This is a genomic window from Bacillus sp. FSL K6-0268 (assembly GCF_038005425.1).
In the GTDB taxonomy this organism is placed as follows: Bacteria; Bacillota; Bacilli; order Bacillales; family Bacillaceae_G; genus Bacillus_A; species Bacillus_A thuringiensis_S.
Genome location: NZ_JBBOTF010000001.1, coordinates 2,689,588 through 2,714,089 on the forward strand (window position 1 = coordinate 2,689,588; position 24,502 = coordinate 2,714,089).

The window sequence follows — 24,502 nt, forward strand, 5'->3', positions numbered from 1 at the left end:
TTAAGACACAAAATATGAATTGTTGTAAACTTTTTATACAAAACTATTGCAAAATAGTTAAAAAACGAATATTATATATAACTGTTGTGAAAATTATTCGTAAACAGAAAGGATGTTTATATGTTTAACCTTTCAAAACATAAAACTTCTATTAAAACTGAAATTATGGCAGGTATTATTACCTTCTTAACAATGGCATATATCATTGTCGTAAACCCAGTCATCCTTGGGGATGCAGGTGTTCCATTTGAACAAGCATTTACAGCAACAATTATCGCTGCTGTTGTCGGAACATTATTTATGGCGATCTTTACAAACTTACCAATCGCAATCGCGCCAGGTATGGGATTAAATGCTTACTTCTCTTACTCTGTTGTAAAAGCTCATGAAGGCATGACTTTCGCAATTGCATTCTCTGCTGTATTCGTAGCAGGTATGATTTTAATTTTGCTATCATTTACATCTTTCCGTACAAAATTAATGGAAGCAATTCCTGAAAACTTAAAACATGCAATTACTGCTGGTATCGGGCTATTTATCGCCTTTATCGGTTTACGTTTAACAGGTATCGTTACAAAAAATGATGCAAACTTAGTTGGACTTGGTGATCTTCACTCTGCTCCAGTTCTACTAGCATTAGCTGGACTTGGAATTACTATTATCCTTATGTCTTTAAATGTAAATGGCGCACTATTTATCGGTATGCTATTAACTGGTATTATCGCTTTCTTCACAGGACAATTAACATTCTCAAACGGTGTTACATCAATGCCTGGATTACCAGAAGGAATTATCGTTTCAAATCCAATTACTGCTGTATCTGACGTAATTAACTACGGATTATACGGCGTTGTATTCTCATTCTTCCTTGTTACATTATTCGATACAACAGGTACATTACTTGGCGTTGCTCAACAAGGTGGATTTATGAAAGATGGAAAGCTTCCAAAAGCTGGACGAGCTCTTCTATCTGACTCATTCTCAGCAACAATCGGTTCTATGTTCGGAACAACACCATCAACAGCGTACATTGAATCATCTGCTGGTGTTGCAGCTGGTGGTCGTACTGGTTTAACAACTGTTACAGTAGCTGTTTTATTCGCACTAGCAGCATTCTTCGGACCATTAGTAAGTGCCGTTTCTGGTGTATCAGCTATTACTGCACCATCATTAATTATCGTTGGTAGTCTTATGATGGGATCAGTTCGCCACATCGATTGGGACGCATTTGATGAAGCATTCCCAGCATTCTTAGTAATCTTAAGCATGCCACTTACATCAAGTATCGCAACAGGTATCGCTCTTGGATTTATTTCATACCCACTTATGAAAGTGGCAAAAGGTAAATTCCGTGCTGTTCACCCACTTGTGTATGTATTTGGAATTTTGTTTGCTTATCAATTAATTTTCTTACCACATTAAAATCCCTCATAAAGAGGGATTTTTTATTTATAAAAGAAAAGTAGAGCATCGAAATGAAGTGACCCCTAAAAGTTAGACACGGTTATTTGATTAGGCAGCTTGATAAAAGTGAGTCCGGTATTGTACCGGGCTCATTTTTAATTTTGCCTTAATCCGTTTCGTATTATAATAATCTATATATTTTTCTAATTCTATTTTAAAGTGCTCTACATTTTCAAATTCTTTTATGTAGAGGAACTCCGATTTCATAATCCCAAAGAAATTTTCTATTACTGCGTTGTCGTAACAGTTGCCTTTTCGAGACATACTCTGGACGATAGCTCTTGATTCTAGTGTACGGACGTATTGTCTCATTTGATAATGCCATCCTTGATCCGAATGCATCAGTAGCTGGTGCGTTTCAGGTAAACGTTCCAATGCTTTCTCTAACATGTCTGAAACAAGCGAATACGTCGGTCTAGAACCAATTGTATAGGTAATAATTTCACCATTATACAAATCTAATACAGGTGATACATACAGTTTTTCTCCAAACAATTTAAACTCTGTGATGTCTGTTACCCACTTTTGATTCGGTGCATCTGTATGAAAATTACGCTCTAAAATATTAGGTGCAATTCTACCGACTTTTCCTTTATAGGATTTATATTTCTTCATACGCACAACACACTTTAACCCAAGCTCTTTCATAATGCGCTGAACCTTCTTGTGGTTCACTTTCTGGCCACGATTCGTTAATTCATCACGAATGCGACGGTAACCATAACGACCTTCATTTTCCTCATAAATCGCTTTAATCTCAGCTTTCAAATCGGCATCTACATCTGGACGATTCATTTTCTTTACTAAATCATAATACGTGCTTCGAGGAATAGTAGCTAGCTCCACGAGTGCCTTCACCGAATATTTATGCCTTAATTCATAGATTACTTGCGCTTTGTCTTGTTTTGTGATTTTTCCTTGTTTTGAACTAAGGCATTTAACTTTTTTAAGTACTCATTTTCCATCTCAAGCTGTTTAATGCGTGCTTCAAGTGCTTCGACTGACCCTTCAGCTAAATGTTGTTTTAATTGTTTATTTGAATCTTTTTTCATGGATGGACGCCCCTTTTTCTTAGATTGAAGGGCATCAATTCCTTGTGTTTCGAGCTGTTTTTTCCAAACAGAAATCGTTGAAGGGGCAGGAATATTAAAGATAGCTGCCGTCTCAAATAAGGACATACCGTTTTCAATCATAAAGTTTAGTACGTCTAGTTTAAATTGTTGTGTGTAATTTGTACATCGTTTTAGAAAAGCTTCCAGACCATTCTGTTTATATTGGTTTACCCAATTCAAAATGATTGTGTCACTTATACCGAGCGATCTACCCATTTCTCGATAACTTTCATTTCCGTTCAAATAACGTAGAACGATTTGTATTTTTTCATCAGCTGTAAATTTAGCCATAGAAAAACTGCACCTCCAATTGTTAGACTGTGTCTAACAATTGGGGTGCAGTTCAAAATTAGATGCTCTACTTTTCTTTTGTTACTTTTAACACTTCTCATTTACTTGTAATTCTTTACTGTACTTTTGAATGAACACTGACGAAATAACCATTACCATCCCTACACTTAACCCAATAAGCTGATCTAGTAGCATTTCATCATGAATGAACCAGCGCAGTAAAAATACACCACTAAAAATAAGCAACATAGCAAATCCAGTATGTCTAAGACCTTTATATACATTTTCCATATGTATCACCTCTTCACATACTTTTATCCATATTATACTATACATCCATCAAGCAAACGTATTGTCCTCTGGCAGCATGCAGCTACCTTTTGATCGTGTGTTACAACTAGCACCGTTTTCCCTTGTTTATGAATCTCTTTTAAGATGCTCATAATTTTCTTTCCGTTTTCTTGATCAAGAGCACCCGTTGGTTCATCAGCGAGGATAATTTTAGTATCTTGTGCTAAAGCCCTTGCTATTGCTGTTCTTTGCTGTTCTCCACCTGATAACTCGTAAGGATATTTGTTAATATGCCTCTCAATCCCTACCATTTTCAGCATTTCTTTTGAAATTTGCATACGTTTCTTATGAGAAATTCTTCTATATACAAGCGGAAGCATTACATTTTCAACAACTGTATAATCATCTAATAGCGAAAAGTTCTGAAACACAAATCCCACTTCCGTATTTCTATACTTATGATAGTTTGCCTTTAATGTACTTGTATCCACTCCATCTAAAAAATACTTTCCAGTAGAGGGGCTATCAATTAAGCCAATAATGTTAAGAAGAGTAGATTTCCCTGAACCAGAGGGGCCCATAATAGCTATCATTTCGCCTTGTTCTATTGTAAGATTAATATCTTTTAAAGCACTAAAATTACTATGTCCAAAGCACTTCGCTACATTCTCAAGCCTAATCATCTATAACACCTCTTTCATATATATTTTTTTATTTTTAATACAGTGAAATAAATGATTGCATATATAATGAAGATCATTATAATTGATAAAGCACCTATAACAACCAATGATTCTATAGAGACTTTTAACGTTCCAAAGAAAGATACTATACTATTTTCTAACCCTTTCTGAATTTCAATTACTCCGCTATTCTCCCATTGAAAATACATTATTCCTAAACATATCGATAAAACGAATAGCAACATATACTCAATAATAAATGGAAGACATATTTGAAAAGTGCTTGCACCTAACGCTGATTTAATAGAAATATTTTTATACTCCATATAAAGTGCTGCCATTGATGTTAATACGATAGATAGAAATGAAAAAAATAAGACTGTACCGCTTAATAATAAGGGGTATGACATATTATCAATACCTTGTTTTTCATTTTCTAACAATTTATTCGGATTTGTAACATAATACGAATAACCCTTACCTTCTGTTACCTTTAATACTTTCTTTTGAAATTCATTTATATTTATCTTTTCATTTGTTTCTATAATTAACCCATTGTATAAAAGTTCTGCACTATAGAACTCTATTTCTTCTGTTCCAATTGGTAAAATCGCCATGTCATCTAATAATGTAATACGATTATCCGATATTTCACCGCTTCGAGGATATGTGAATGGTGAATTTTTTTCTAAAAAGCCAATTACTTTTAGCTTCATTTTTCCAGATGGTATAACATCACCAATAGATACCTTACCTATATAATTAGCCCCTAATATAACAGGTCTAATATCAAATACTGATTTATGAAATTCCAATTCCTCAAAATATCTTCCTTGTGAAATTCGTATATGAAAGTACTTATTAATATCTTTATCAACAATAAGAGTCTTTATCGTTCCATTTTCTTCTTTTAAACTAAGTGAATAGTTACGGAACAAATAATTTGTTTTATTTGTTATTGGTATCGTATTAGATAACCCTTGCATGAAATGTTGATAATCATTTTTCGCTTTTTCTTCGCTAAACAATGTTATATCTTGCGTCGCATAAAGTTCATAGAAATTTTTATGAGTCGATAAATTATTTGCTATCGTCATCATTTTTCGATATCCGGAAAGATTACTAACAAATTCTATTGCTGAAGAAAATGCAATAATTAAAGAAATTACTATAATCAAACTTGGTAACAACCGTTTTTTCACAGACCGTATAGAATCAAATATAAAAAACATGAAGACCTCCTACGTTCTTAAATGTTTTCCGGGATATATATTTATAATGTGCTTGATTGGAATTACAGTAACACAAATTGTAAGAAGAATTATAAAAACAACATTGCATATCAATACATATAGTGTTAACGGTTTTACTAAGTATGTCTGAAAATAAGTATGAATTGTTCCCGAAAACATTTCTAACGTAATAAAAACTAAGAACATCGCTACTAGAGAAATAAACAAAATTTGAATATATAGTTCGCAATAAATAGATATATTAGAAGCACCTACTGCTTTTTTTAATGAAATCTCTTTTTCTTTTTTATAAATCCAAAATAAAACCGCAGAAATGCCAGAAACAATTGCAACAAGAATGAATTTATAGTAATACTTATTTGCTGGATCTACATGTGTCACATCTAGTTCCTGAAGATTTCGTTCATTCAGTATTTGAACATCTCCCGAAAGCACTTCTTTACTCCTACCCATAAACTTTTTTATTTCGTTATGAATAGATGATGTAGGATTAACAACTGTTAATTGTAATTGTTTACTCGCGATAATACCTTTTTTAGATATAGTAGGTAAGTTTTGAAGTGGAACGTATATGCCTGCTACACCGACGTCACTGTCCTTTCTTGATATAGTTCCTATTTTTTTATATGTATCATCAAATTCATATAACTCCTCTACATTCGTTTGATCGCCAACAACCATATCGTTTACATTTTCACGATGAAAATATTGTCCTTCAGAAATATATGGCTTCCAATAATAATCATCTTTTAAGTTCACAGCTATGATCTTTGTTGCCCCTGAACTATTCAATGCTTTTAAATTTTCTACGTAAATATCACTTTTCACAAAAGTATCTTGTATGAGGGGAATTATCGTTTCCAATTCGGTTTCATTCGCTATCGGAACAGTTAACGTTTGATTCTTTTCTGGAAAACCAATTTGAAAGGCAGCTATAAAATTTCGTTTAGACTCTGTTAAAAGCGCGGCTACTGATATAGAAAGAAAAGAAATAAAAAATGACATAAGAAGAATTAAGAAAAACAGTTTATTACTTTTTATATTTTTAAAAGCTAGGTACATGTCTGTGCTCCTTTTAAATAAGAAGGAGATGATGAACATCCCCTTCTCCTTATCCAAATATTTATAAAAACAACTGTTTAATATTTTTTACCACTGTAATCGTAAGTTACCATTACTATCAAAAGTACCTTTGTGTGTATCTTCTTGATAGTCATTATTCTCATTCGCATAGTGCTCCGAGTATAGTCCTTTTGCACCAAAGGCGTTATATGCACCATTACTCACAGTTGCGTTTAATGCTCTTCCAGATTCATGGGATCCTAATTTGTCTGAAGCGCTTTCAATATATGAATTATTTCCATTTGATTTAATAAAAGAAATTGCTACTGAACCACGAGATGCATTTTGATTCGTAGTAGTTTGAGCTCTGTAAGATAGTAGGTTACCGCTTTTGTGACCGCTTAGAGTTGGATAGAATGCACTTGTTGAGATTGATGTTGCTAATAATACTAAAGTCGTAATTGAAAAAACTTTTCCTTTCATTAACAAGCACCTCATAAATTTAATAGTTTAGTAGCGCTACATCATCATAATATCCTTCAAATAAATTCTCCTCAATAAGAAACCTCGATGTTTTACAAACTCTTTAAACACTTAAACATTCATACATTTTTAAAAAGTAACGTATAAGTAGCAATATAAAAAGACTGCAGAGAAATTCTTCTCCGCAGCCTAATCATTATTTTTGTAAAAACGACTGTAAATCTGCAAACTGTCTCTTTGCATCTTCATAGCCTTGCTCGTATAAATTTTGTAGTTTTGCTGTATCTTTTTCCATACGATCTACTTGAAGCGGCACTTCTGGGCGAATAACAAATAAATTACCCGCTTGCTCTTCTTTTTCAATGTAGTGAAGCGTTTCATTATACACTTCATAACGCTTCAGCATCGTGTTAACAAGGTTCGGATATTTTTTATACGCTTTCGCTGCAATCCATCCAAACTTTGATTTTTTCTTCGCGTAACCGTGATTTCTCGTTAAAATAACGACTGATTTTTTAAATCCATCTTCTTGCGCTTTACGAACTGGAATCGGATCAGAAATTCCTCCATCTAATAACTGCTTACCACGGTAATTTACTACAGGTGCAATGAAAGGTAATGAACTAGATGCTTGTAATAAATTTAGTGCATCATCATTTGTCCCCTCTTTTTCAAAATAAACAGACTGTCCTGTTTCACAATCTGTTGTGCCTACAAGGAAACGCTCTGGACTATTAAAGTATGTTTCAAAATCAAACGGTACATGCTTTTCTGGAATCTCATGAAAAATGAACTCCATATCAAATAATTGGCGTTTTCTCCATAAGTTTTTATACGATAAATATTGCGGGTGTGATGCATAATCAATATTTACTGTTTTATTTCTATTTCTTTGTCTGGAAAGATACGACGCTGCATGACAAGCACCAGCTGATACACCGATTACATATGGAAAATATAAATCTTGTTCCATAAAATATTCTAATATCCCGCCCGTATATACACCACGCATACCACCGCCTTCTAATACTAACCCCGTATTTTCAAGCATGTTACTCTCTCCTCTATATATATTGACTCTTTAATTATTCACCATGTTAAGTATCTTTTTCTATTATATATGAGTTCTTTCAGAAATTATATTCAAAAGACTTGAGAAAAAGGAGTTTTTTCTTCCAATTATATTTCCAAATGATCTGAGACATCCTTTATAAACCTTTGAATAAAGTCTTGCTCTGCTTTCGTATAACCATCTAAAAGTAACAGCCACTTTTCTTCAGCTTGCTTATGCAATTTTTCATGAGCTATATATATTTCATTCCCACTTTCCGTTAAGCGGAAGAAGATTTCTTTTTGATTATCTAACATTTGCATCTTCTCAACGAATTGCTTTTGAAACAACTTTGTACAAATTTTAGAGATCGCTCCCTTCGTCATGCCCATTTCTATCGTGATTGCCGTTACATTCATCAAACCATTTTTTCCGATACATTCGATTACATGTAACTCAGATAAAGACATACTACTTACACCTGTCTCATAAAAAAACTTCTCGTTTTGTCGTTTTAAATGTTCTTCTTTTTTATGCAAAAGTGTACGAATGTCCGACAGTATTTCCATTTGCTTCGTTGTATGCTTCAATCCGTTCGCCTCCTAAGTTTCCAAAGAAACAATTTAACTATATACCATTTTAAAATTATTTTTTCATCTTTACAAGTGAGAAAATCATGTTAAAATAAATTTAGTTTCCAAGGAAACTAAAATACAAGGAGGTTAACAAGATGAAAAAATCTAAACTAACTTTCATTTTATATGTTGTCTGTATGAGTGCCTTACTCGGTTCCTTCGCTCAAAATATTTACACACCTATCTTACCGATGATTCAAAATTCTTTTCACACTTCTCTTTATCTTGTAAATGTAACAGTTTCACTTTTCACATTCGTTCTTGCAATTATGCAGCTCGTATATGGACCTTTAATTGATACAAAAGGGAGAAAATCTGTCCTTATCCCTAGTTTAGTCATTAGTACAATTGGTTCAATCGGATGTGCTTTTTCGGCAAACATTTATTTATTTCTCTTTTTTAGAGCTGTTCAAGCTATAGGAATAGCGGCTATACCTGTAGTTTCAGCAACGATTATCGGCGATTTATTTGAAGGAAAAGAACGCGGAGAAGCGATGAGCCTGTATCAAATGTTACTTGCTCTCGCACCTGCAATGGCTCCACTCATAGGTGGTTATCTTGGCAGTATACATGGTCACTTATCTGTATTTCTCTTTTTATCTACACTTGGCATTATCTTATTAATTATAAACATTTCACTACTTCCAGAAACAAAGCCAAATGTAATTAAGCGGTCTAAAGAACAAAAGAATTACTCTCTTATCTTAAAAAATAAAACTGGATTTTCTATTACTCTTATTGGCTTCATTCAATTTTGTATTTACTTTTGCTTTCTCGTTTTTTTACCGAGCATTTTAGCAAATTCATTTCATTTAGCTGCAAATGCAATTGGTCTTATGTTTGTACCAATGTCTCTTTCTATCATGCTAGGAAGTTATTGCTACAAGCTTTTGCAAAAACGCCTCACAACAAAGCAAGCTTTATTCATCACTAGTTTCTTCAATATTATATGTGTCACTTTATTCTCTTTCACATATAGCATCAATATCTCATTCATCATTATCGTTACATCTTTATACGGTTTTAGTATGGGACTTTCTATGCCAACTCACACTACTTTATTAACGGAGGAATTCGTACAAGAACGCGCAACAGCCATCGGTATGTATAACTTCATACGCTATCTCGGTATGGGCACAGGGCCACTTGTAGGTGGATTTCTTGTATTTAATCAAAATTACTTTTGGATTTTCTTCCTAGGTGCAATTACATTTCTATTTATCATTTTATGCGCAATGAAAATGCTACGTTTTCAGGCTGTACAAAAAGCAAAATAGAGACCTATAGATGGTCTCTATTCTAAACTCTTTGATCTGCAACGATATGAATATCAATATACTTCGTTTCTCTCATAATTTCATTTACAATTGAACCTTTTCGAATTTCTTCCCACCTTGTTCTTGCTGATTGTCCGAGTAAAATCTGCGTTACTTGTAGTCTTTTCGCAACTTCAATAATAACATCCGCTGGCTTTCTTCCTTTTGCCTCTTCTAAAACAAAACTCGCATCAAATTGATTCGTTAACGACTTCCACTCTTCAATCGTCTGCTTTTTCCCAGCTGAAATAGAATCTATATTTTCCCTCTCAACGTTTAATACGTACAATTCAGCATTTAACCGATCAGCCATGCGCCATCCCCGTCGTATTAATTTCTCCGCTGTCGAACTGTATTGTACACAAACAAGAATTTTTTCTTTTACACCAATCGGTTCTATTACTGTTTGGCTAATTTTCTCGTCCATATCATCTGCCACTTCCCGAAGTGATAATTCTCTTAGTGCCCCTAAATTATTAAGCGTAAAGAAATTTTGTAAGCTTTGCTCTATTTTTTCTTCCTTATATATCTTTCCATCTATTAACCTCTTCCTTAATACTTCCGGCGTTGCATCAACGAGCTGAATTTCATTTGCTTTTTGTAAAATAAAATCTGGAATACGTTCTCGCACTTTAACATTCGTAATTTGAGCAACAATGTCATGAACACTTTCTAAATGTTGAATATTAAAAGCTGATAAGACGGATATACCGGCATCTAGCAATTCCTGTACATCCATATAACGTTTCTTATTTTTAGATCCAGGAATATTGCTATGCGCAAGTTCATCCACAACAACGACTTGCGGTGCACGTTTTATAATTCCTTCCACATCGAGTTCATAAAATACTTTCCCTTTATACTCTATTTCTTTTAAAGGAACTTTTTCTAAATCAGCAATTGCTTCTTCCGTCTCTTTTCTACCGTGCGTTTCAATTAAACCAATTACAATATCCGTACCATCCTTTTTCATTTCTCTTGCATCAAAGAGCATTTTATAACTTTTTCCTACTCCTGGAGCCGCTCCTACATATAACTTTAACTTCCCGCGGTTTTGCTGACGAATATATTCTAAATACTCTTCTGGTGTTCGCCTTTGAAAAGTTGGTTTATAGTCATCCGCATACAAAACACTCACAACCTTTCTTTCGAAACAACGCTACCTCAATCCGTTAGATTGAGGTAGCGTTGTTTCTATTTCAGTAGTTTCTGCAATTCTAAATTTAACTTTAAAACGTTTACGCGGTTCTCTCCAAATAAGCCAAGTGCAGCACCTTCTGTTTGATCTTTAATCAACTGATTTAGCGTTTCTTTCGGAATATTCGTTAATTTAGAGATACGATCCACCTGCACAGAAGCTGCCTGCGGACTAATATCAGGATCTAGCCCTGAACCTGAATTCGTCACTAGATCAATCGGCACTTCTGTTACCGGAACAGCCCGATTTTGTTTCTTCCACTCTTCAATACTTTTCTCTACTCGTTTCTCTAAATCTGGATTAGATGGTGCATAGTTATTTGAACCAGATGCTTCAGCCTTATATTCAATACTAGAAACACGCCCTTGAAAATAACGTGGATCCGTGAAGTTTTGACCAATTAATTTAGAACCAATCACTTCATTTTTATCATTATATATTAGACTTCCATCCGCATTATCCTTCATTACTGCTTGTGCAATACCAGTAACAATAAGCGGATATACAAGCCCGCACAACACTAGAAATGTAAAAGTAATACGGATAATTGTTGATAGTATACTTTGTTTCTTCTCCATCTTTTTCCCCTCTTCCTTATATAAACAAGCCGACAATTATATCAATTACTTTAATTCCAATGAATGGTACAATCACTCCGCCAAGTCCATAAATAAGTAGGTTTCGGCCAAGTAGTGCATTCGAACTCATTGGTTTATATGCGATACCTTTCATCGCTAATGGAATGAGTAATGGAATAATAACAGCGTTAAATAGTAATGCTGATAAAATCGCTGACAGTGGTGATGTTAGTTTCATAATGTTTAATGCCTCCATTTGCGGAATCGCAAGTGTAAACATCGCTGGAATGATTGCAAAATATTTTGCAATATCGTTCGCAATACTAAACGTCGTTAACGCACCACGCGTCATTAACAATTGCTTACCAATCCCTACAACCTCAATAATTTTTGTCGGGTTCGAATCTAAATCAATCATATTCGCTGCTTCTTTCGCAGCTGTCGTACCACTATTCATCGCTAATCCAACGTCAGCCTGCGCTAATGCCGGCGCATCATTTGTACCATCACCTGTCATCGCTACAAGTTTCCCTTTATCTTGCTCTGCTTTAATAACCGCAATTTTATCTTCTGGCTTACACTCAGCAACAAACTCATCTACCCCTGCTTCTTTTGCAATTGTTGCTGCTGTTAACGGGTTATCACCTGTACACATAACCGTTTTAATCCCCATTTGGCGCAATTGTTCAAAACGCTCACGCATACCTGGCTTTACTGTATCCTTTAAATAAATTAAACCGTAAATACGATTATCCACTGCAACTACAAGTGGTGTCCCGCCCTCTTTGGAAATGGAATCGGCTTTTTGATTTACATCTTTCGGAATCGTTCCACCTTGTGACCTAACCCATTCAATTACGCTACCTACAGCACCTTTTCTCACTTTCGTTCCGTCCTGTAAATCCACACCACTCATTCTCGTTTCTGCTTTGAACGGAACAAAATCACCTTGCTCTGCAATTTCTCGATTATATGATATAGCTTTCGTTTTTACATATTCTATAACTGATCGACCTTCTGGTGTTTCATCTAAAACTGAACTAATCGCGGCCCATTTCCCTACTTGCTCAATCGTCTCATTTCCTACAGGAAGCAATGTATGTGCCATTCGGTTCCCGAAAGTAATCGTACCTGTTTTATCTAAAATGATTGTATTAATATCACCCGCAGCTTCTACTGCTTTACCCGACATCGCTAACACATTGAACTTTGTCACGCGGTCCATCCCGGCAATACCAATTGCTGATAATAAACCACCAATTGTCGTTGGAATTAAACAAACTAACAACGCTACAAGTACAGCTGTATCAATTTGAAATCCTAAATAGTTTGTAAAAATCGGCAACGTCACAACAACGATTAAGAAAATAAGCGTTAAACTCGTTAATACTGTATTTAAAGCAATCTCATTCGGCGTTTTTTGACGAGCAGCTCCTTCTACTAACGAAATCATTTTATCAATAAATGATTCACCAGGATTACTCGTAATGACAATTGTAATCTCATCACTTACGACCATCGTCCCGCCTGTTACGGAACAAAAATCGCCGCCCGCTTCTTTTATTACAGGAGCTGATTCCCCTGTAATTGCAGATTCATCTACAGATGCTAATCCTTTGATTACTTCGCCATCATTCGGAATCATTTCTCCTTGTTTTACGATAACAACGTCACCTTTTGTAAGATCAGTTGCTGAAACTTGGACAATGTCTCCATTTTCTTTTACAACATTTGCAAACACATCTTTCTTCGACTGCTTTAAAGAATCGGCTTGCGCTTTACCACGACCTTCTGCTAATGCTTCTGCAAAATTCGCAAATAAAACTGTAAATAATAGAATGAGAGAAACTGTTATATTAAACCAACCTGGTATACTACTAGAACTACTTGGAAGAAAAGATAAAATGAACGTAATGATAAATCCAATTTCCACAACGAACATAATCGGATTCTTTATCATGACTTTCGGATTCAATTTCGCAATGGATTGCTTCATCGCATGTGTTACGATATCACGATCCATCGTTTTCGCTTGTCTAACTTCATCTTCTACAGCATGTATTTGTGACTCATTTAATTGTTTTTCTTTTACTACTACCGGTCTCATCATTTACCCTCCATTACTTCAATGTAAGAAATTCTGCAATTGGTCCGAGTACTAACATCGGGAAGAATGTTAATGCACCAACAATTACAATTGTTCCGATAAAGATACCACCAAATAAACTATTATCTGTACGGAACGTTCCGACTGTTTCTGGCACTACCGTTTTTTCTTTCAACGAAGCTGCCACAGCTAGCATCGTAATTAAACTGAAGTAACGTCCTAAAAACATAACTAAACCAGTCGTAATATTCCAAAACGGTGTATTATCTCCTAATCCTTCAAATCCAGATCCGTTATTCGCAGCTGACGATGTATATTCATATACAACTTGCGTTAAACCGTGGAAACCGGAATGAGAAATAGCATCCGTCCCTAAATTTGTTGAAAGAGCTAATGCCGAAAAGCCTAAAATGAGCAATGGATGAAATAAAATCGTGACCGCAATTAATTTCATTTCCTTACCTTCAATCTTTTTACCTAAAAACTCTGGTGTCCGTCCAACCATTAACCCAGATATAAACACTGCAATAATTGCATACATAATAATATTTACAAAACCTGCTCCAACGCCGCCATATACTGTGTTTAACATCATATTTACAAGTGGAACTAAACCGCCAATTGGTGTTAACGTATCATGCATCGTATTAACGGCGCCTGTTTCAGCAGCTGTCGTTACCGTTGCGTATAGTGAAGAAAATACCGTTCCAAATCGTACTTCTTTCCCTTCTGTACTTCCTTGTACATGTTCGATACCCATTCCATTTAATGCCGGATTCCCGTTTAGTTCAGATGTCGTAATTGTTATAAATCCTAGTAAAAACACCATAAAAAGTGAAACGAAAAGGATGCGACCTTGTTTTTTATTTCCTACCATTCGTCCGTACGTAAATGGAAGTGCTGTTGGTAATAACATCATAAGCATCATTTGCAAAATATTACTCATTTGTCCTGGATTTTCAAAAGGATGCGTAGAGTTTGCTCCGAAAAATCCACCGCCGTTATTTCCAAGTTCCTTAATGGAAACGAATGATGCAACTGGCCCACGTAATATACTTTGTTTCGCGCCATCAATCGTTTGTGCTGTAACGGCCCCGTCTAACGTTTGTGGTACACCAAGTGCGACAAAGACTAGCGCCGCAATAAATGCGATAGGAAGAAAAACTCTCGTTAACGCTCTCGTAAAATCAACGAAAAAGTTACCAAGTTCTTTTCCAGCGAGCCCTCTTATAAATGCCATAACGAGTGCTAATGTCGTTGCTGGTGCCGCAAACATTAAAAATGTAATTCCGATTAATTGTGATAAATAAGATAAACCATTTTCACCGCTATAATGCTGTAAGTTTGTATCAGCCATAAAACTAATTGCTGTATTAAAAGCGAGCGTAGGCTCCATTCCTTCAATATGTGCTGGATTTAGCGGCAACACACCTTGTAATCTGAAAATGAAATATACGACAACAATCATAAATCCATTGAGTAAAACTAATGATAATGCGTACTGTTTCCACGTTTGATTGTATGCTTTTACACCTGTAATTTTAAAAATAAGTTTTTCAAAAGGCCCGAATACTTTATCTAGCGTTTTGCTACCTTGAAAAGCTTTCTCTAAATAAATCCCCGTTGGCTTTGCTACTAAAATAAACAAGAGCATTGTAATAATGACTGCAACCCAAATCATAATGAATGATTCCCCCTAATTAAAACTTCTCTGGATTTAATAATGCATACACTAAATACACTGTAATTGCTGCGACTATAACCGATAAGACAATCATCATGATTGCTTTCCTTCTTTCACAACTTTATCTGACCAACTTGCAAGACTTGCCATCGATGCAACTAATAAAATAAAAATCCCGACCATTACAACATCTAACATAACTATCCCTCTCTTCATTTTGTTAAAATTTACCATTCAAATATTAAAAAAGAACACTGAGCTCTACTCAGTGTTCAAAAAATGAACAACAAAAAGTAAACCTCCTCTCTAAACGCTTACGAGGTTAGCTGTCGGATTCGGGCCTAAAGAGTAGCCCTACTTTCAAAACTGAAAGATTCACCCCAAGTGACGATGCACAAAATTGGTTCCCCCGCTCCATTTCTGGAACTCAGCGATTTTAGGTTTTTTTGGAAATTTTATGAATGATTTATGAGAGTAAATATACTCCTCTATATTTCACTTGTAAAGGGGTAAATTACTGAAAATAAGAAAATATCCATCTATTTAAACGCTTACATTGAGTATTATTAATATTCTTTCATCTATTTACTCGTCTTTTCTTTCATTTTCACAGAAATGATCTTTTCGATACGAAATAAAAAGAGCGAATGACATAAAGTGCATAGCTTGTTGCACTTAGCATTCGCTCTTTTTATTTCACTATTTATTCTCCTCGTAAAAAAGCACGTAAATTTCTCCCGCGAATATAAACTTGTGACAATTCTGCATGTAGCTGCTCATATTCGATAACATCTGTTTTTAAATATAAAGCGTCTTTCGATGGCAATATGATATAGGGCCTTGGAAAAATAGGATCCAGCACCACCAATTCTTGAACTCGCTCTACTGATACCGCCCAACGATTCGCTATATCTCCTAGTAACAACACTTTCATCTTCTTTTCCTCCACCCTATTCAAAAAATAAAAAAGAAATATTATCACAATTCGTAAACACGACAAATTTAGCTCCAATTGTTTCATAGAGCCTCGCTGGATATCGTTTATTCCTTGTAACAACAGTAATAGGTGCTTGAAAAGAAAAGCGAATGTGTTCTGTGAAGAAACTAACGATTGGAAGCTCATCTCCTAGTAAAATCACCTTCTTAATACACTCACAAATACTAGTAAAGTCCTGCTCCTTACTGCAACTATAAGTCCAATCAAACCCACAATTCCTAACTTCAGCCGCTATCTCTTCATTTGCCGTAAAAATAATTAACTCATGTTGAAATGATACTAGATCTCTTAAACTATCTACCTTACTTTCTTCTCCAACACAAATAAGTGTTAGTTCCATGTACCTCATCCTCCTTAGTATAAAAGAAATCAAACATAGATTGATATTCCCCTATACTAATCAGATCGATGAAGTGATGTATCCATCATGGCACCGTCCTCTCTCAAGACGCTTACGAAGTTAGCTGTCGGATTCGGACTTTGAGAGTAGCCCTACTTTCAAACTTGAAAGATTCACCCCGAGTGACACTGCACAAATTGGTTCCTCCGCTCCATTTTTGGAATTCAGCGATTTTAGGATTTTTTGAAAATTTTCAAGAATGATTTATGAAAGTAAATATACGCCTCTATATTTCACTTGTAAATAGGTAAATTACCTAGAATAAGAAAACATCTCATTATTTAAACGCTTATAATATGTATTTTTAATACCCTTTCATCTGTTTTCTTATCATTTCTTTTTTCACAGAAATGATATTTTACATACAAAAAAGCAAATGTATATAAGCACCTATCTTAGGTGTACTTAACATTTACTCTCTCTTTCTTTCAAAATTTATCCCGCGAATGCAACTTACAAAAATTCTGCACGTAAGGTAATATCCGCCTCTAAATATATCGTATTTTATTATAACGATATAATATATAACTTCAAGAATATTATATACTCACAATCTAAACTACACTTGCAAAAAAACTCAAAAATATTCTTCCTTTAATTTTTTTGCAAGTGTAGCAAGAGAATTACAATAGGTAAACAAACTGATTTTATTTATTTTCTTAATCCTACGATAGCCGTTAGCCTATAATGTAACTTATCATCCAATTCATTAACCCATGTTTTTTATTTAACAATTTTCATCTCATTCAAAGGCCAATAAACAACATTTGCTTTTCCAATAATATTATTTGCCGGTATAAAACCAATATCGCGACTATCTTTACTACCACGGCGATTGTCTCCTAATACAAAATAATGCCCCTCTGGAACTATAGGACTAAGAGTTGATGGCAATGTTTTTATATTAAAGTCATCAGTAAGTAACTCCTCCCTTTCCAAATCTTTCTTTTGACTCTCCAAATAAGCCTCACTATATTTTTTACCATTTATATATAGCTGGTCATTTTTATATTCAATATAATCCCCTGGAAGGCCTATAATACGCTTTATATAATTCGTTCCATCTTTATGCTTGAATACAGAAATATCAAATCGTTCTAGACCATTTAATTTGTATCCAATTTTATTCGCTACCATTCTATCTCCGTCCTGAAGAGTTGACATCATTGAGCTTCCCTCAACTACTACAGGAGTAAACATAAAGTGGCGTAACAAGAGAATCAATATAACTATTATTAAGGGTAGAATCCAACTTCCTTGTATTCTTTTTTTAGATTCATATGGCTCATTTTTCCTCATTATCTACCATCCCTTCCACCTTTGAAAAACCTATAAAAAATTTTCAAGTCAATATTTTTTAGTAAACCTTTCCATCTACTATATTTATTATTCCATCACACTGTTTCGCAACCCTATCATCATGGGTTACAATTAAAATAGTTTTTTTCTGTTCTTGATGTATACTTTTAAAAATGTCTAAAACTTGCTGACCTGTTCTTTGATCCAATGCTCCAGTTGGTTCATCAGCTAGAATAATATCTGGATTGTTAATCAATGCTCGGGCAATTGCCACACGTTGCCGTTGTCCACCTGATAAATTATATGCATATTCAGATGCCTTTTCCTTCATACCAAGCCTTTCAAGTATTGATAGCACTCTTTCTTTTTTATTAGTTTTGTCCTTACTATATAGAATTGGAATTTCAACATTTTTCATAACAGTGTAGTCCTCAATAAGTGCAAAATCTTGTACAACAAAACCAAAGTGCTCATTTCGTATAGTAGCTAATTTCCTTCGATTTAAAGATTGCAATTCTTGATTATACAACTTATAAGTACCCATACTCGGGATATCTAAGCAACCAAGTATATTCAACAATGTAGATTTCCCTGAACCTGATGGACCCATGATCGCTAACATACTACTTTTTTCTATTTTCAATTCAATATTTTGAAGAACTTTCACTTCATTGGCCTTCGATTTATTATAAACTTTTGAAATATTATTCAGCTCAATCATTTATTCTTTTCTCCTTAATATGTCACTTATCTGTAAACTAAAAAGTTTAATAAAGCTAGGAATACATGTTATTAAACAAAGAAATAAAATCGCTCCTGAAACCCCTAATACTATGAAAGGTTGATTGGATACTAGCACAGAAATAATAGAAGCAAGGATCCAAACAATAAATATTTGTAAAAAAATCCTTAATGCAATATCCGATCTGTTTCCACCACAAAAAATATGAATACTAAATTCTCTTAAATTTTTTCTAACAAATTCTAATGTATTAATAATAACTAATGAAAAGGCAAAAATAATTACCCATATTGATATAAACAAAAATACACCTACAGATTTTTTGGTAGACATCTCCATATACTTTGAGACGCCACCTACATTATTGAAGTTATAATTATATAGTCGTGATTTTTCTGTAATATTTCTAAGTTCTGTTATATCATTTTTATTCTTTGTTATAATTGTTGCATTTTCAAGATAGGTTTCATATGCATAATTTCCATTCACATACATATCATCAAATTTTGTAACATCCATTGGTATTAATACCGTGTCATCCAGCTCTATAACACCTTTGCCGGATGATATATCAACGAAACTTTGTCCTTCTTGTAAAAAACCAACCACCTTATACTTTAAATTATCTATATTAACAAACTCATCATTGATATTCATAAACTTTTGATAAGAATGCCCCAGTACAACTGGTATACTCTCGTTACTTGTATACTCCCAATCGGAATCAAAAAATTCTCCCTTTGATAAAGCTAAATCAAAAACATCTATAAAACTATGTGAAATAGCTAAACTTTTATAGGCTTGAACCTTAGTTTGTCCTTGCTCTATTTCAACGGAAAGAGAATTTTGTGGAATACCCTTTATTTCTATATAATCTTCAATATCAGAAAAAATTGTATACTTCTCATTTTCATTGACATATGTATATAAATCTTTCATAATACTTTCTTCATATTCGCCACCTACATACTTTTCTTTTTCTGCAAGTGATACATAATAAACATTAGAAATATCAAATGTCTTAGATAAATAGTTAAACGCATCTTGCTTTTTATACATTAAAGAGAAACATTCCGTAATTAACAATGTGATAATCATAATCTGAGTAAAAAACAAAATAAAATAAAGCTTTTTCCTCCAAATATCTTCAAGAGCATATTTTAATTGAGTTGACATCTTCCTACCTCATTATCTTGATTAATTGTTTCCTTTGATTGATAAACAACATCGGGAACGTGTAAAATATATCCATAAGAAAGAATAGTATGATACCTACAACGATTGATTCCAAACGAAATACAGTATTATACGGTAATAGGTTGAAAACATCAGTAATCAGAAATGTTATCGAGCTTCCAATTATGATCCCTATTACTCGAATAACTAGCATATTAGTATAAACTCTTAATAATAAACTTGTTTCTCCCGCACCTGATAATCGCCTAACAAACATCTCACGCTTATATTTTTCTACCCATGAAAGCACGATAGTAAATCCTGATACAAATAGCATCGCACTAGTTCCAAGAAATATAAAAAGCGCATATTTTTGGTTTAATAGATTATTTATCCATGTTTGCTTAACCTTTTCATAAGAGATTGTAATTGTATTATCTGTTTCTTGTATAGTAGTTAATAAATCCTGTATAAGGGACTCACTATTTCCTCCTGCATCCAAGAAATACTCTCCCTTTATTGATTCTTTTGGGGTTGCTTCTAACGACGACTCAAGATTCGCTACTACATTAGTAAAAGTATCAATATAGCCAATTACTTCATACTCCCTACCATCAAAGTAAAAGTACTTTTTACCATTTTTAACAACTTGATCATCTTTGTTCCAAACATTAATATAAGCTTTTCCCTTCTCCACGCTATACATAAAAGTATTTTCATTTGAAAAGCTTAATCGACTAGCTTCTTGCGGTATATTCTTATAAAATGTAAAATTGGCACGTTGTTTATTTAACCATGATAGTAAGTCTTGGTTTGTAAAATTTGTTTCTACTTCATTTTGGTTAATAGAAATCCGATACGTATTTTTATTAATATTATTTGACATCTGTTCTTCTACAGATAAAATCATCGAAATTCCGCCAGCAATAGTCCCAAATACAATGAATGTAAAAAAAAGAGGTAACCATGATTTTTTTATTATTTTAGACATTATACTCATTATCCTTCACGTCTTTATCATGTTTAATAATAAAGTTATTCTTTATAAATGAAACTATTTCTAACAGTAATGTACATACTGTTAGAAATAGTTTTGTAAAAGACTAAACTAGTATCTCCAACTATAGTTTGTATAAGCCGTGTTGAATGGATTATTGACTTTTGATAATTTCTTTGTCCATCCTCCTCTCTTGGCATAATTGTTAGCTGACTCATTAAAACTGCCTTCTTTTAAAGTTACTTTAACACCCGTCACTACTTTATTTTTGTTTGTACCATAAGCACCAGTACCTTTGTGACCAACTTCGTTAAACCCTTGAATGTAAACAGTGGCACCAGAACCCATAGAAATATGCTGTAGTCCCATGGCTTGTGCTGAAACAGCACCAGTACCTATAATCCCTAACGTCGCCGCACCAACAATAAATGTCTTCATTTTTTTCATTTTCATGATAAACCCCCATTCAATAATTTTATCATTATGTTTTATTAGTATTATATATAGATTATTAGTTATAAATTATACTTCACCAATAATCCCAGAGAAAATACTAGTCAAATATAATCATTTGTTCTAAATAATCTAAATTAATAATAAAATTCGCAACAACTTAATAATAAATTAACATCTTTTAAAAGTAAAGAAATAAATTACATTTTTTACTATTATTTTAAATATCATCCTTTTTTACCTATATTAGTTTTTTAGATTATCGAACAAAGCAGGCAGTTGATATGAAATATATAAAATAGTTTCCGAGGGGGAACTGTGGAGTAACTATCAGATAGTAATATGAAGGAGTACGTACAAATTATTAGTGTTTATAAAAGACTTTTCAATCTTATAAATGTAGCAGTGAAAATATTCGTCTCATCTATTTGCTTCGTTCAAGAATAATCTATGTTCTATGAATTCAGCCTTGCTTAAAACAATATATTCTTTCACTATTTTTTTATTAAACTGTTATATTTTACTGCTATTTCTATTTTCTCCTCGAAAAAAACAAGCCCTCCATCCTCTTAGAAAATATAAGGGATAGAGGATTTAATTGTCTTCAAAATTCATTTCTTTATGCTTTTGTTATACTCAACTTATATGCAAAATGATTCGTCGGCCCATGGCCACTACCAATATTCAATGGCTCTTCAATTGCTATACTAATAAATCGTTTTGCTTCTTGAACAGCATCTTTAATTGAGTATCCTTTCGCAAGTCCTGCTGTAACCGCTGAAGCAAATGTACACCCACTTCCATGCGTTTGCTTTGAAGGAATTCGCTCGCTTCTAAACTCAATAAATTTTTCTCCATCAAAGAGGAAATCAATTACTTCATTACCTTGATATTCTGCATGTCCGCCCTTCATAAGCACATATTTAGCACCTAATTCGTGCAATACTTTTGCAGCTTCCTTACTATCTTCAATATTATGAATCTCCATCCCAGTTAACACTTCTGCTTCTGGGACATTCGGTGTTATAACAGTTGCTACTGGTAATAAATATTCTTTTAATGCTTGAACTGCTTCTTGCTGTAATAATGATGCACCGCCTTTTGCAATCATAACGGGATCTAGCACAATATTATTCCAGCCAAACTTTTTAATTTGTTCTGCAACAATTTGAATTATTTCACTACTAAATAACATTCCTAGTTTCACTGCATCTGGTGTTAAATCCGTACCAATTGAATTCAGCTGTTCTATAATACCTTCTAACGGAACAGGATATACCCCTTGAACGCCAAGCGTGTTTTGAGCAGTAATTGCCGTAATAGCCGTCATTCCGTATACACCAAGCTCTTGGAATGTTTTTAAATCTGCCTGAATTCCAGCACCGCCGCCGCTATCAGACCCTGCAATTGTTAAAGCTTTATTCACTTTCATCCCACTCATCCTTTTCTATCCAAAATAGCGATGATAAATCGTTTTTGCTTCGCTTATATCTTTCGTTCCATGTACGAGCACACGGCCATCTTTAAAGGCTACTAACCTCTTGTCTTCAACAGAAAATGATAGTAAATATGGATTTATATTCAAATCATTTACACGACCTTCCAACAACTCTTTATATTGTTCAAAATTCATTTCATCTTTATGAGGTGGTCTAATTTGAACTGTATTTCGCCCGCATAAAACTGCTGTTTTTGATGTGTTTTCTTTATTTAAATACGGATATAATGCATTCTCTCCGCATGAAGGACAATTATGCTGGCGAAGTTTTTGTACATTCATACATGAATACTCATTCTTCCACATATCAAACGATACAAGCCCATCTCGAAGTGATTCGTAATCTTCTACTAACAGTTTAAGAGCTTCTGTTACTTGATGAGAAACGACAAGAGATACAGCAGGTGATATAATACCCGCTGTATCACATGTTGCCCCGCCAAGCGGAATCGACTGTAATAAACATGATAAACATGGTGTTTTACTAGGAAGGATTGTGTAAGAAAGACCGTAACTACCTACACATGCACCGTAAATCCATGGAATAGAATATTTTTGTGATATATCATTTACAATAAAGCGCGTTTCGAAATTATCAGTCGCATCAATAATTACATCAACATTTATAACAAGTTCTTCTAGCTCTTCAGCTGTTACATCTTGAACGAGAGCTTCTATTGTTACATCACTATTAATCTCTTCTAAACGTTTTTTAGCCGCTATAGCTTTTGGAAGATTATTCTTTACGTCGCTCTCTGCATACAATTGTTGTCTTTGTAAATTACTCCAATCTACATAATCACGATCAACAATTGTTATCTTGCCAACACCTGCTCTTACAAACATCTCTGCATTTGCACTACCTAATGCACCTGCACCGATAATAAGCACATGCTTTTCTCTTATCTTTTGCTGTCCTTCTTCTCCAATTGGAGAAAATAGTTCTTGGCGAGAATATCGATTATTCAACTACGCTCATTCCTTCTAAAGGACTACTTGCAGTTGCACAACGCTTACGTGCAATACGACCTGCTTCAAATCCTAAACGTCCTGCCTCAATACTTAATTTCATTGCTTGTGCCATTTTAATAGGATCTTTTGCTCCTGACACAGCCGTATTTAATAACACACCATCCGCTCCTAATTCCATTGCAAATGCCGTATCAGCTGGACTACCAATACCGGCATCAACGATAACTGGTACTGTCGCTTGTTCAATAATGAAGCTCAAATTTAATGGATTTACAATACCAAGCCCTGAACCGATTGGTGATGCTCCTGGCATAATCGCATGCACGCCAAGCTCTTGTAATTTACGTGCTAATACAACATCATCAGATGTATACGGAAGTACGATAAATCCTTCTTCTAGTAACATTTCAGATGCCTTTAACGTTTCTACCGGATCAGGTAATAACGTTCTATCATCACCAATAACTTCTACCTTTATCATGTCACAAAGCCCAGAGGCTTTTGCTAATTTTGCAATACGAACAGCCTCTTCAGCGTTTTTTGCCCCTGCTGTATTTGGTAATAACGTATATTTTTTCACATCAAGTTTCTCTAATAAATTAGGTTGCTTTGCATCAAAGATATCCATACGACGTACTGCAAACGTTAAAATTTCAGCTTCAGAAACGTCAATTGCCTTTTGCTGCACGTCAAAATCAGGGAATTTACCTGTTCCTAATAAAAGTCTAGAATGAAATGAAAATGGTCCAATGTTTAACAT

The 24,502-nt window shown here is 34.1% G+C and carries 25 protein-coding genes, 1 pseudogene and 2 riboswitches; of the genes and pseudogenes, 2 read left to right on the forward strand and 24 right to left on the reverse strand.

Going from position 1 to position 24,502, the window contains the following annotated elements:
- Positions 1–120: 120 nt before the first annotated feature.
- Entirely contained in the window at positions 121–1,422 is a 1,302-nt protein-coding gene (locus tag MHI28_RS13895; RefSeq protein ID WP_000482710.1) for an NCS2 family permease, read from the forward strand.
- Positions 1,423–1,512: 90 nt separating this feature from the next.
- Here MHI28_RS13895 and MHI28_RS13900 read toward each other — a convergent pair.
- The 8 genes and pseudogenes from MHI28_RS13900 to MHI28_RS13935 all read right to left on the reverse strand — a co-directional run bounded on the left by MHI28_RS13900 (position 1,513) and on the right by MHI28_RS13935 (position 8,280).
- A protein-coding gene (locus MHI28_RS13900; protein WP_208730123.1) for an IS3 family transposase occupies positions 1,513–2,867 on the reverse strand; the annotation gives its coding sequence in 2 pieces (ribosomal slippage) (positions 1,513–2,414 and positions 2,414–2,867; 1,356 coding nt in all).
- Between the two features lie 87 nt (positions 2,868–2,954).
- Positions 2,955–3,158, reverse strand: coding sequence for a hypothetical protein (locus MHI28_RS13905; RefSeq protein ID WP_044783318.1), 204 nt, complete (start codon positions 3,156–3,158; stop codon positions 2,955–2,957).
- 32 nt (positions 3,159–3,190) lie between these two features.
- Complete coding sequence (locus tag MHI28_RS13910; protein WP_086413680.1) at positions 3,191–3,841, reverse strand: ABC transporter ATP-binding protein; 651 nt, start codon at positions 3,839–3,841, stop codon at positions 3,191–3,193.
- Positions 3,842–5,073 (reverse strand): annotated as a pseudogene (locus MHI28_RS13915) (ABC transporter permease). It lies immediately after the preceding gene.
- A 9-nt stretch (positions 5,074–5,082) separates the two neighbouring features.
- The gene (locus MHI28_RS13920; protein WP_000280233.1) at positions 5,083–6,156 is read right to left on the reverse strand and encodes an ABC transporter permease; all 1,074 of its coding nucleotides are present in this window, start codon (positions 6,154–6,156) and stop codon (positions 5,083–5,085) included.
- A gap of 87 nt (positions 6,157–6,243) precedes the next feature.
- The gene (locus MHI28_RS13925; RefSeq protein WP_142287207.1) at positions 6,244–6,639 is read right to left on the reverse strand and encodes a hypothetical protein; all 396 of its coding nucleotides are present in this window, start codon (positions 6,637–6,639) and stop codon (positions 6,244–6,246) included.
- Between the two features lie 196 nt (positions 6,640–6,835).
- Positions 6,836–7,690 (reverse strand): patatin-like phospholipase family protein, encoded by an 855-nt coding sequence (locus MHI28_RS13930; protein WP_044783321.1) that lies wholly within the window; start codon positions 7,688–7,690, stop codon positions 6,836–6,838.
- A 128-nt stretch (positions 7,691–7,818) separates the two neighbouring features.
- On the reverse strand, positions 7,819–8,280 hold the full coding sequence (locus MHI28_RS13935) for a MarR family transcriptional regulator (RefSeq protein WP_000683325.1): 462 nt from the start codon (positions 8,278–8,280) through the stop codon (positions 7,819–7,821).
- 140 nt (positions 8,281–8,420) lie between these two features.
- On the opposite strand from MHI28_RS13935, the gene MHI28_RS13940 reads away from it, so the two are divergent.
- Complete coding sequence (locus MHI28_RS13940) at positions 8,421–9,602, forward strand: MFS transporter (protein ID WP_000748740.1); 1,182 nt, start codon at positions 8,421–8,423, stop codon at positions 9,600–9,602.
- A 22-nt stretch (positions 9,603–9,624) separates the two neighbouring features.
- Here MHI28_RS13940 and kdpDN read toward each other — a convergent pair whose 3' ends face one another.
- The 16 genes from kdpDN to thiG all read right to left on the reverse strand — a co-directional run bounded on the left by kdpDN (position 9,625) and on the right by thiG (position 24,502).
- Positions 9,625–10,779, reverse strand: a complete 1,155-nt coding sequence (gene kdpDN / locus MHI28_RS13945) for a KdpD-like non-kinase potassium sensor (protein WP_074790778.1) — start codon at positions 10,777–10,779, stop codon at positions 9,625–9,627.
- 56 nt (positions 10,780–10,835) lie between these two features.
- The gene (kdpC, locus tag MHI28_RS13950) at positions 10,836–11,417 is read right to left on the reverse strand and encodes a K(+)-transporting ATPase subunit C (protein WP_000412615.1); all 582 of its coding nucleotides are present in this window, start codon (positions 11,415–11,417) and stop codon (positions 10,836–10,838) included.
- Positions 11,418–11,433: 16 nt separating this feature from the next.
- Positions 11,434–13,524: a potassium-transporting ATPase subunit KdpB gene (gene kdpB, locus MHI28_RS13955; protein WP_001247991.1), complete on the reverse strand. Its 2,091-nt coding sequence runs from the start codon at positions 13,522–13,524 to the stop codon at positions 11,434–11,436.
- A gap of 13 nt (positions 13,525–13,537) precedes the next feature.
- Entirely contained in the window at positions 13,538–15,205 is a 1,668-nt protein-coding gene (gene kdpA / locus MHI28_RS13960) for a potassium-transporting ATPase subunit KdpA (RefSeq protein ID WP_000638328.1), read from the reverse strand.
- A 19-nt stretch (positions 15,206–15,224) separates the two neighbouring features.
- Positions 15,225–15,305 (reverse strand): K(+)-transporting ATPase subunit F, encoded by an 81-nt coding sequence (gene kdpF / locus MHI28_RS13965; protein WP_000973728.1) that lies wholly within the window; start codon positions 15,303–15,305, stop codon positions 15,225–15,227.
- Positions 15,302–15,406, reverse strand: coding sequence for a SipW-dependent-type signal peptide-containing protein (locus MHI28_RS13970; RefSeq protein WP_000887894.1), 105 nt, complete (start codon positions 15,404–15,406; stop codon positions 15,302–15,304). The genes kdpF and MHI28_RS13970 overlap by 4 nt, the downstream gene beginning before the upstream one ends.
- 99 nt (positions 15,407–15,505) lie before the next feature.
- A riboswitch (cyclic di-AMP (ydaO/yuaA leader) is annotated at positions 15,506–15,651 on the reverse strand.
- 260 nt (positions 15,652–15,911) lie between these two features.
- Positions 15,912–16,142, reverse strand: coding sequence for a hypothetical protein (locus MHI28_RS13975; protein ID WP_000866315.1), 231 nt, complete (start codon positions 16,140–16,142; stop codon positions 15,912–15,914).
- A 16-nt stretch (positions 16,143–16,158) separates the two neighbouring features.
- Positions 16,159–16,545: a hypothetical protein gene (locus MHI28_RS13980; protein WP_000424067.1), complete on the reverse strand. Its 387-nt coding sequence runs from the start codon at positions 16,543–16,545 to the stop codon at positions 16,159–16,161.
- A 93-nt stretch (positions 16,546–16,638) separates the two neighbouring features.
- Positions 16,639–16,785, reverse strand: a riboswitch (cyclic di-AMP (ydaO/yuaA leader).
- A gap of 543 nt (positions 16,786–17,328) precedes the next feature.
- Positions 17,329–17,904 carry a signal peptidase I gene (gene lepB, locus MHI28_RS13985; RefSeq protein WP_001230619.1) on the reverse strand — a complete coding sequence of 192 codons (576 nt, stop codon included), beginning with the start codon at positions 17,902–17,904 and terminating at the stop codon, positions 17,329–17,331.
- Positions 17,905–17,962: 58 nt separating this feature from the next.
- Positions 17,963–18,625 (reverse strand): ABC transporter ATP-binding protein, encoded by a 663-nt coding sequence (locus tag MHI28_RS13990; protein ID WP_044783323.1) that lies wholly within the window; start codon positions 18,623–18,625, stop codon positions 17,963–17,965.
- A complete protein-coding gene (locus MHI28_RS13995) occupies positions 18,626–19,822 on the reverse strand; it encodes an ABC transporter permease (RefSeq protein WP_000107176.1) in 1,197 nt (398 codons plus the stop codon). It abuts the gene before it with no gap.
- Between the two features lie 4 nt (positions 19,823–19,826).
- The gene (locus tag MHI28_RS14000; protein WP_086413675.1) at positions 19,827–20,813 is read right to left on the reverse strand and encodes an ABC transporter permease; all 987 of its coding nucleotides are present in this window, start codon (positions 20,811–20,813) and stop codon (positions 19,827–19,829) included.
- Between the two features lie 117 nt (positions 20,814–20,930).
- Complete coding sequence (locus tag MHI28_RS14005) at positions 20,931–21,272, reverse strand: hypothetical protein (RefSeq protein ID WP_000782480.1); 342 nt, start codon at positions 21,270–21,272, stop codon at positions 20,931–20,933.
- 619 nt (positions 21,273–21,891) lie between these two features.
- Positions 21,892–22,713, reverse strand: coding sequence for a bifunctional hydroxymethylpyrimidine kinase/phosphomethylpyrimidine kinase (thiD, locus tag MHI28_RS14010; RefSeq protein WP_139788928.1), 822 nt, complete (start codon positions 22,711–22,713; stop codon positions 21,892–21,894).
- Positions 22,714–22,719: 6 nt separating this feature from the next.
- The gene (thiF, locus tag MHI28_RS14015; RefSeq protein ID WP_001065417.1) at positions 22,720–23,739 is read right to left on the reverse strand and encodes a thiazole biosynthesis adenylyltransferase ThiF; all 1,020 of its coding nucleotides are present in this window, start codon (positions 23,737–23,739) and stop codon (positions 22,720–22,722) included.
- Positions 23,732–24,502, reverse strand: a complete 771-nt coding sequence (gene thiG / locus MHI28_RS14020) for a thiazole synthase (protein ID WP_000931984.1) — start codon at positions 24,500–24,502, stop codon at positions 23,732–23,734. Before thiG ends, thiF begins: the two co-directional genes overlap by 8 nt.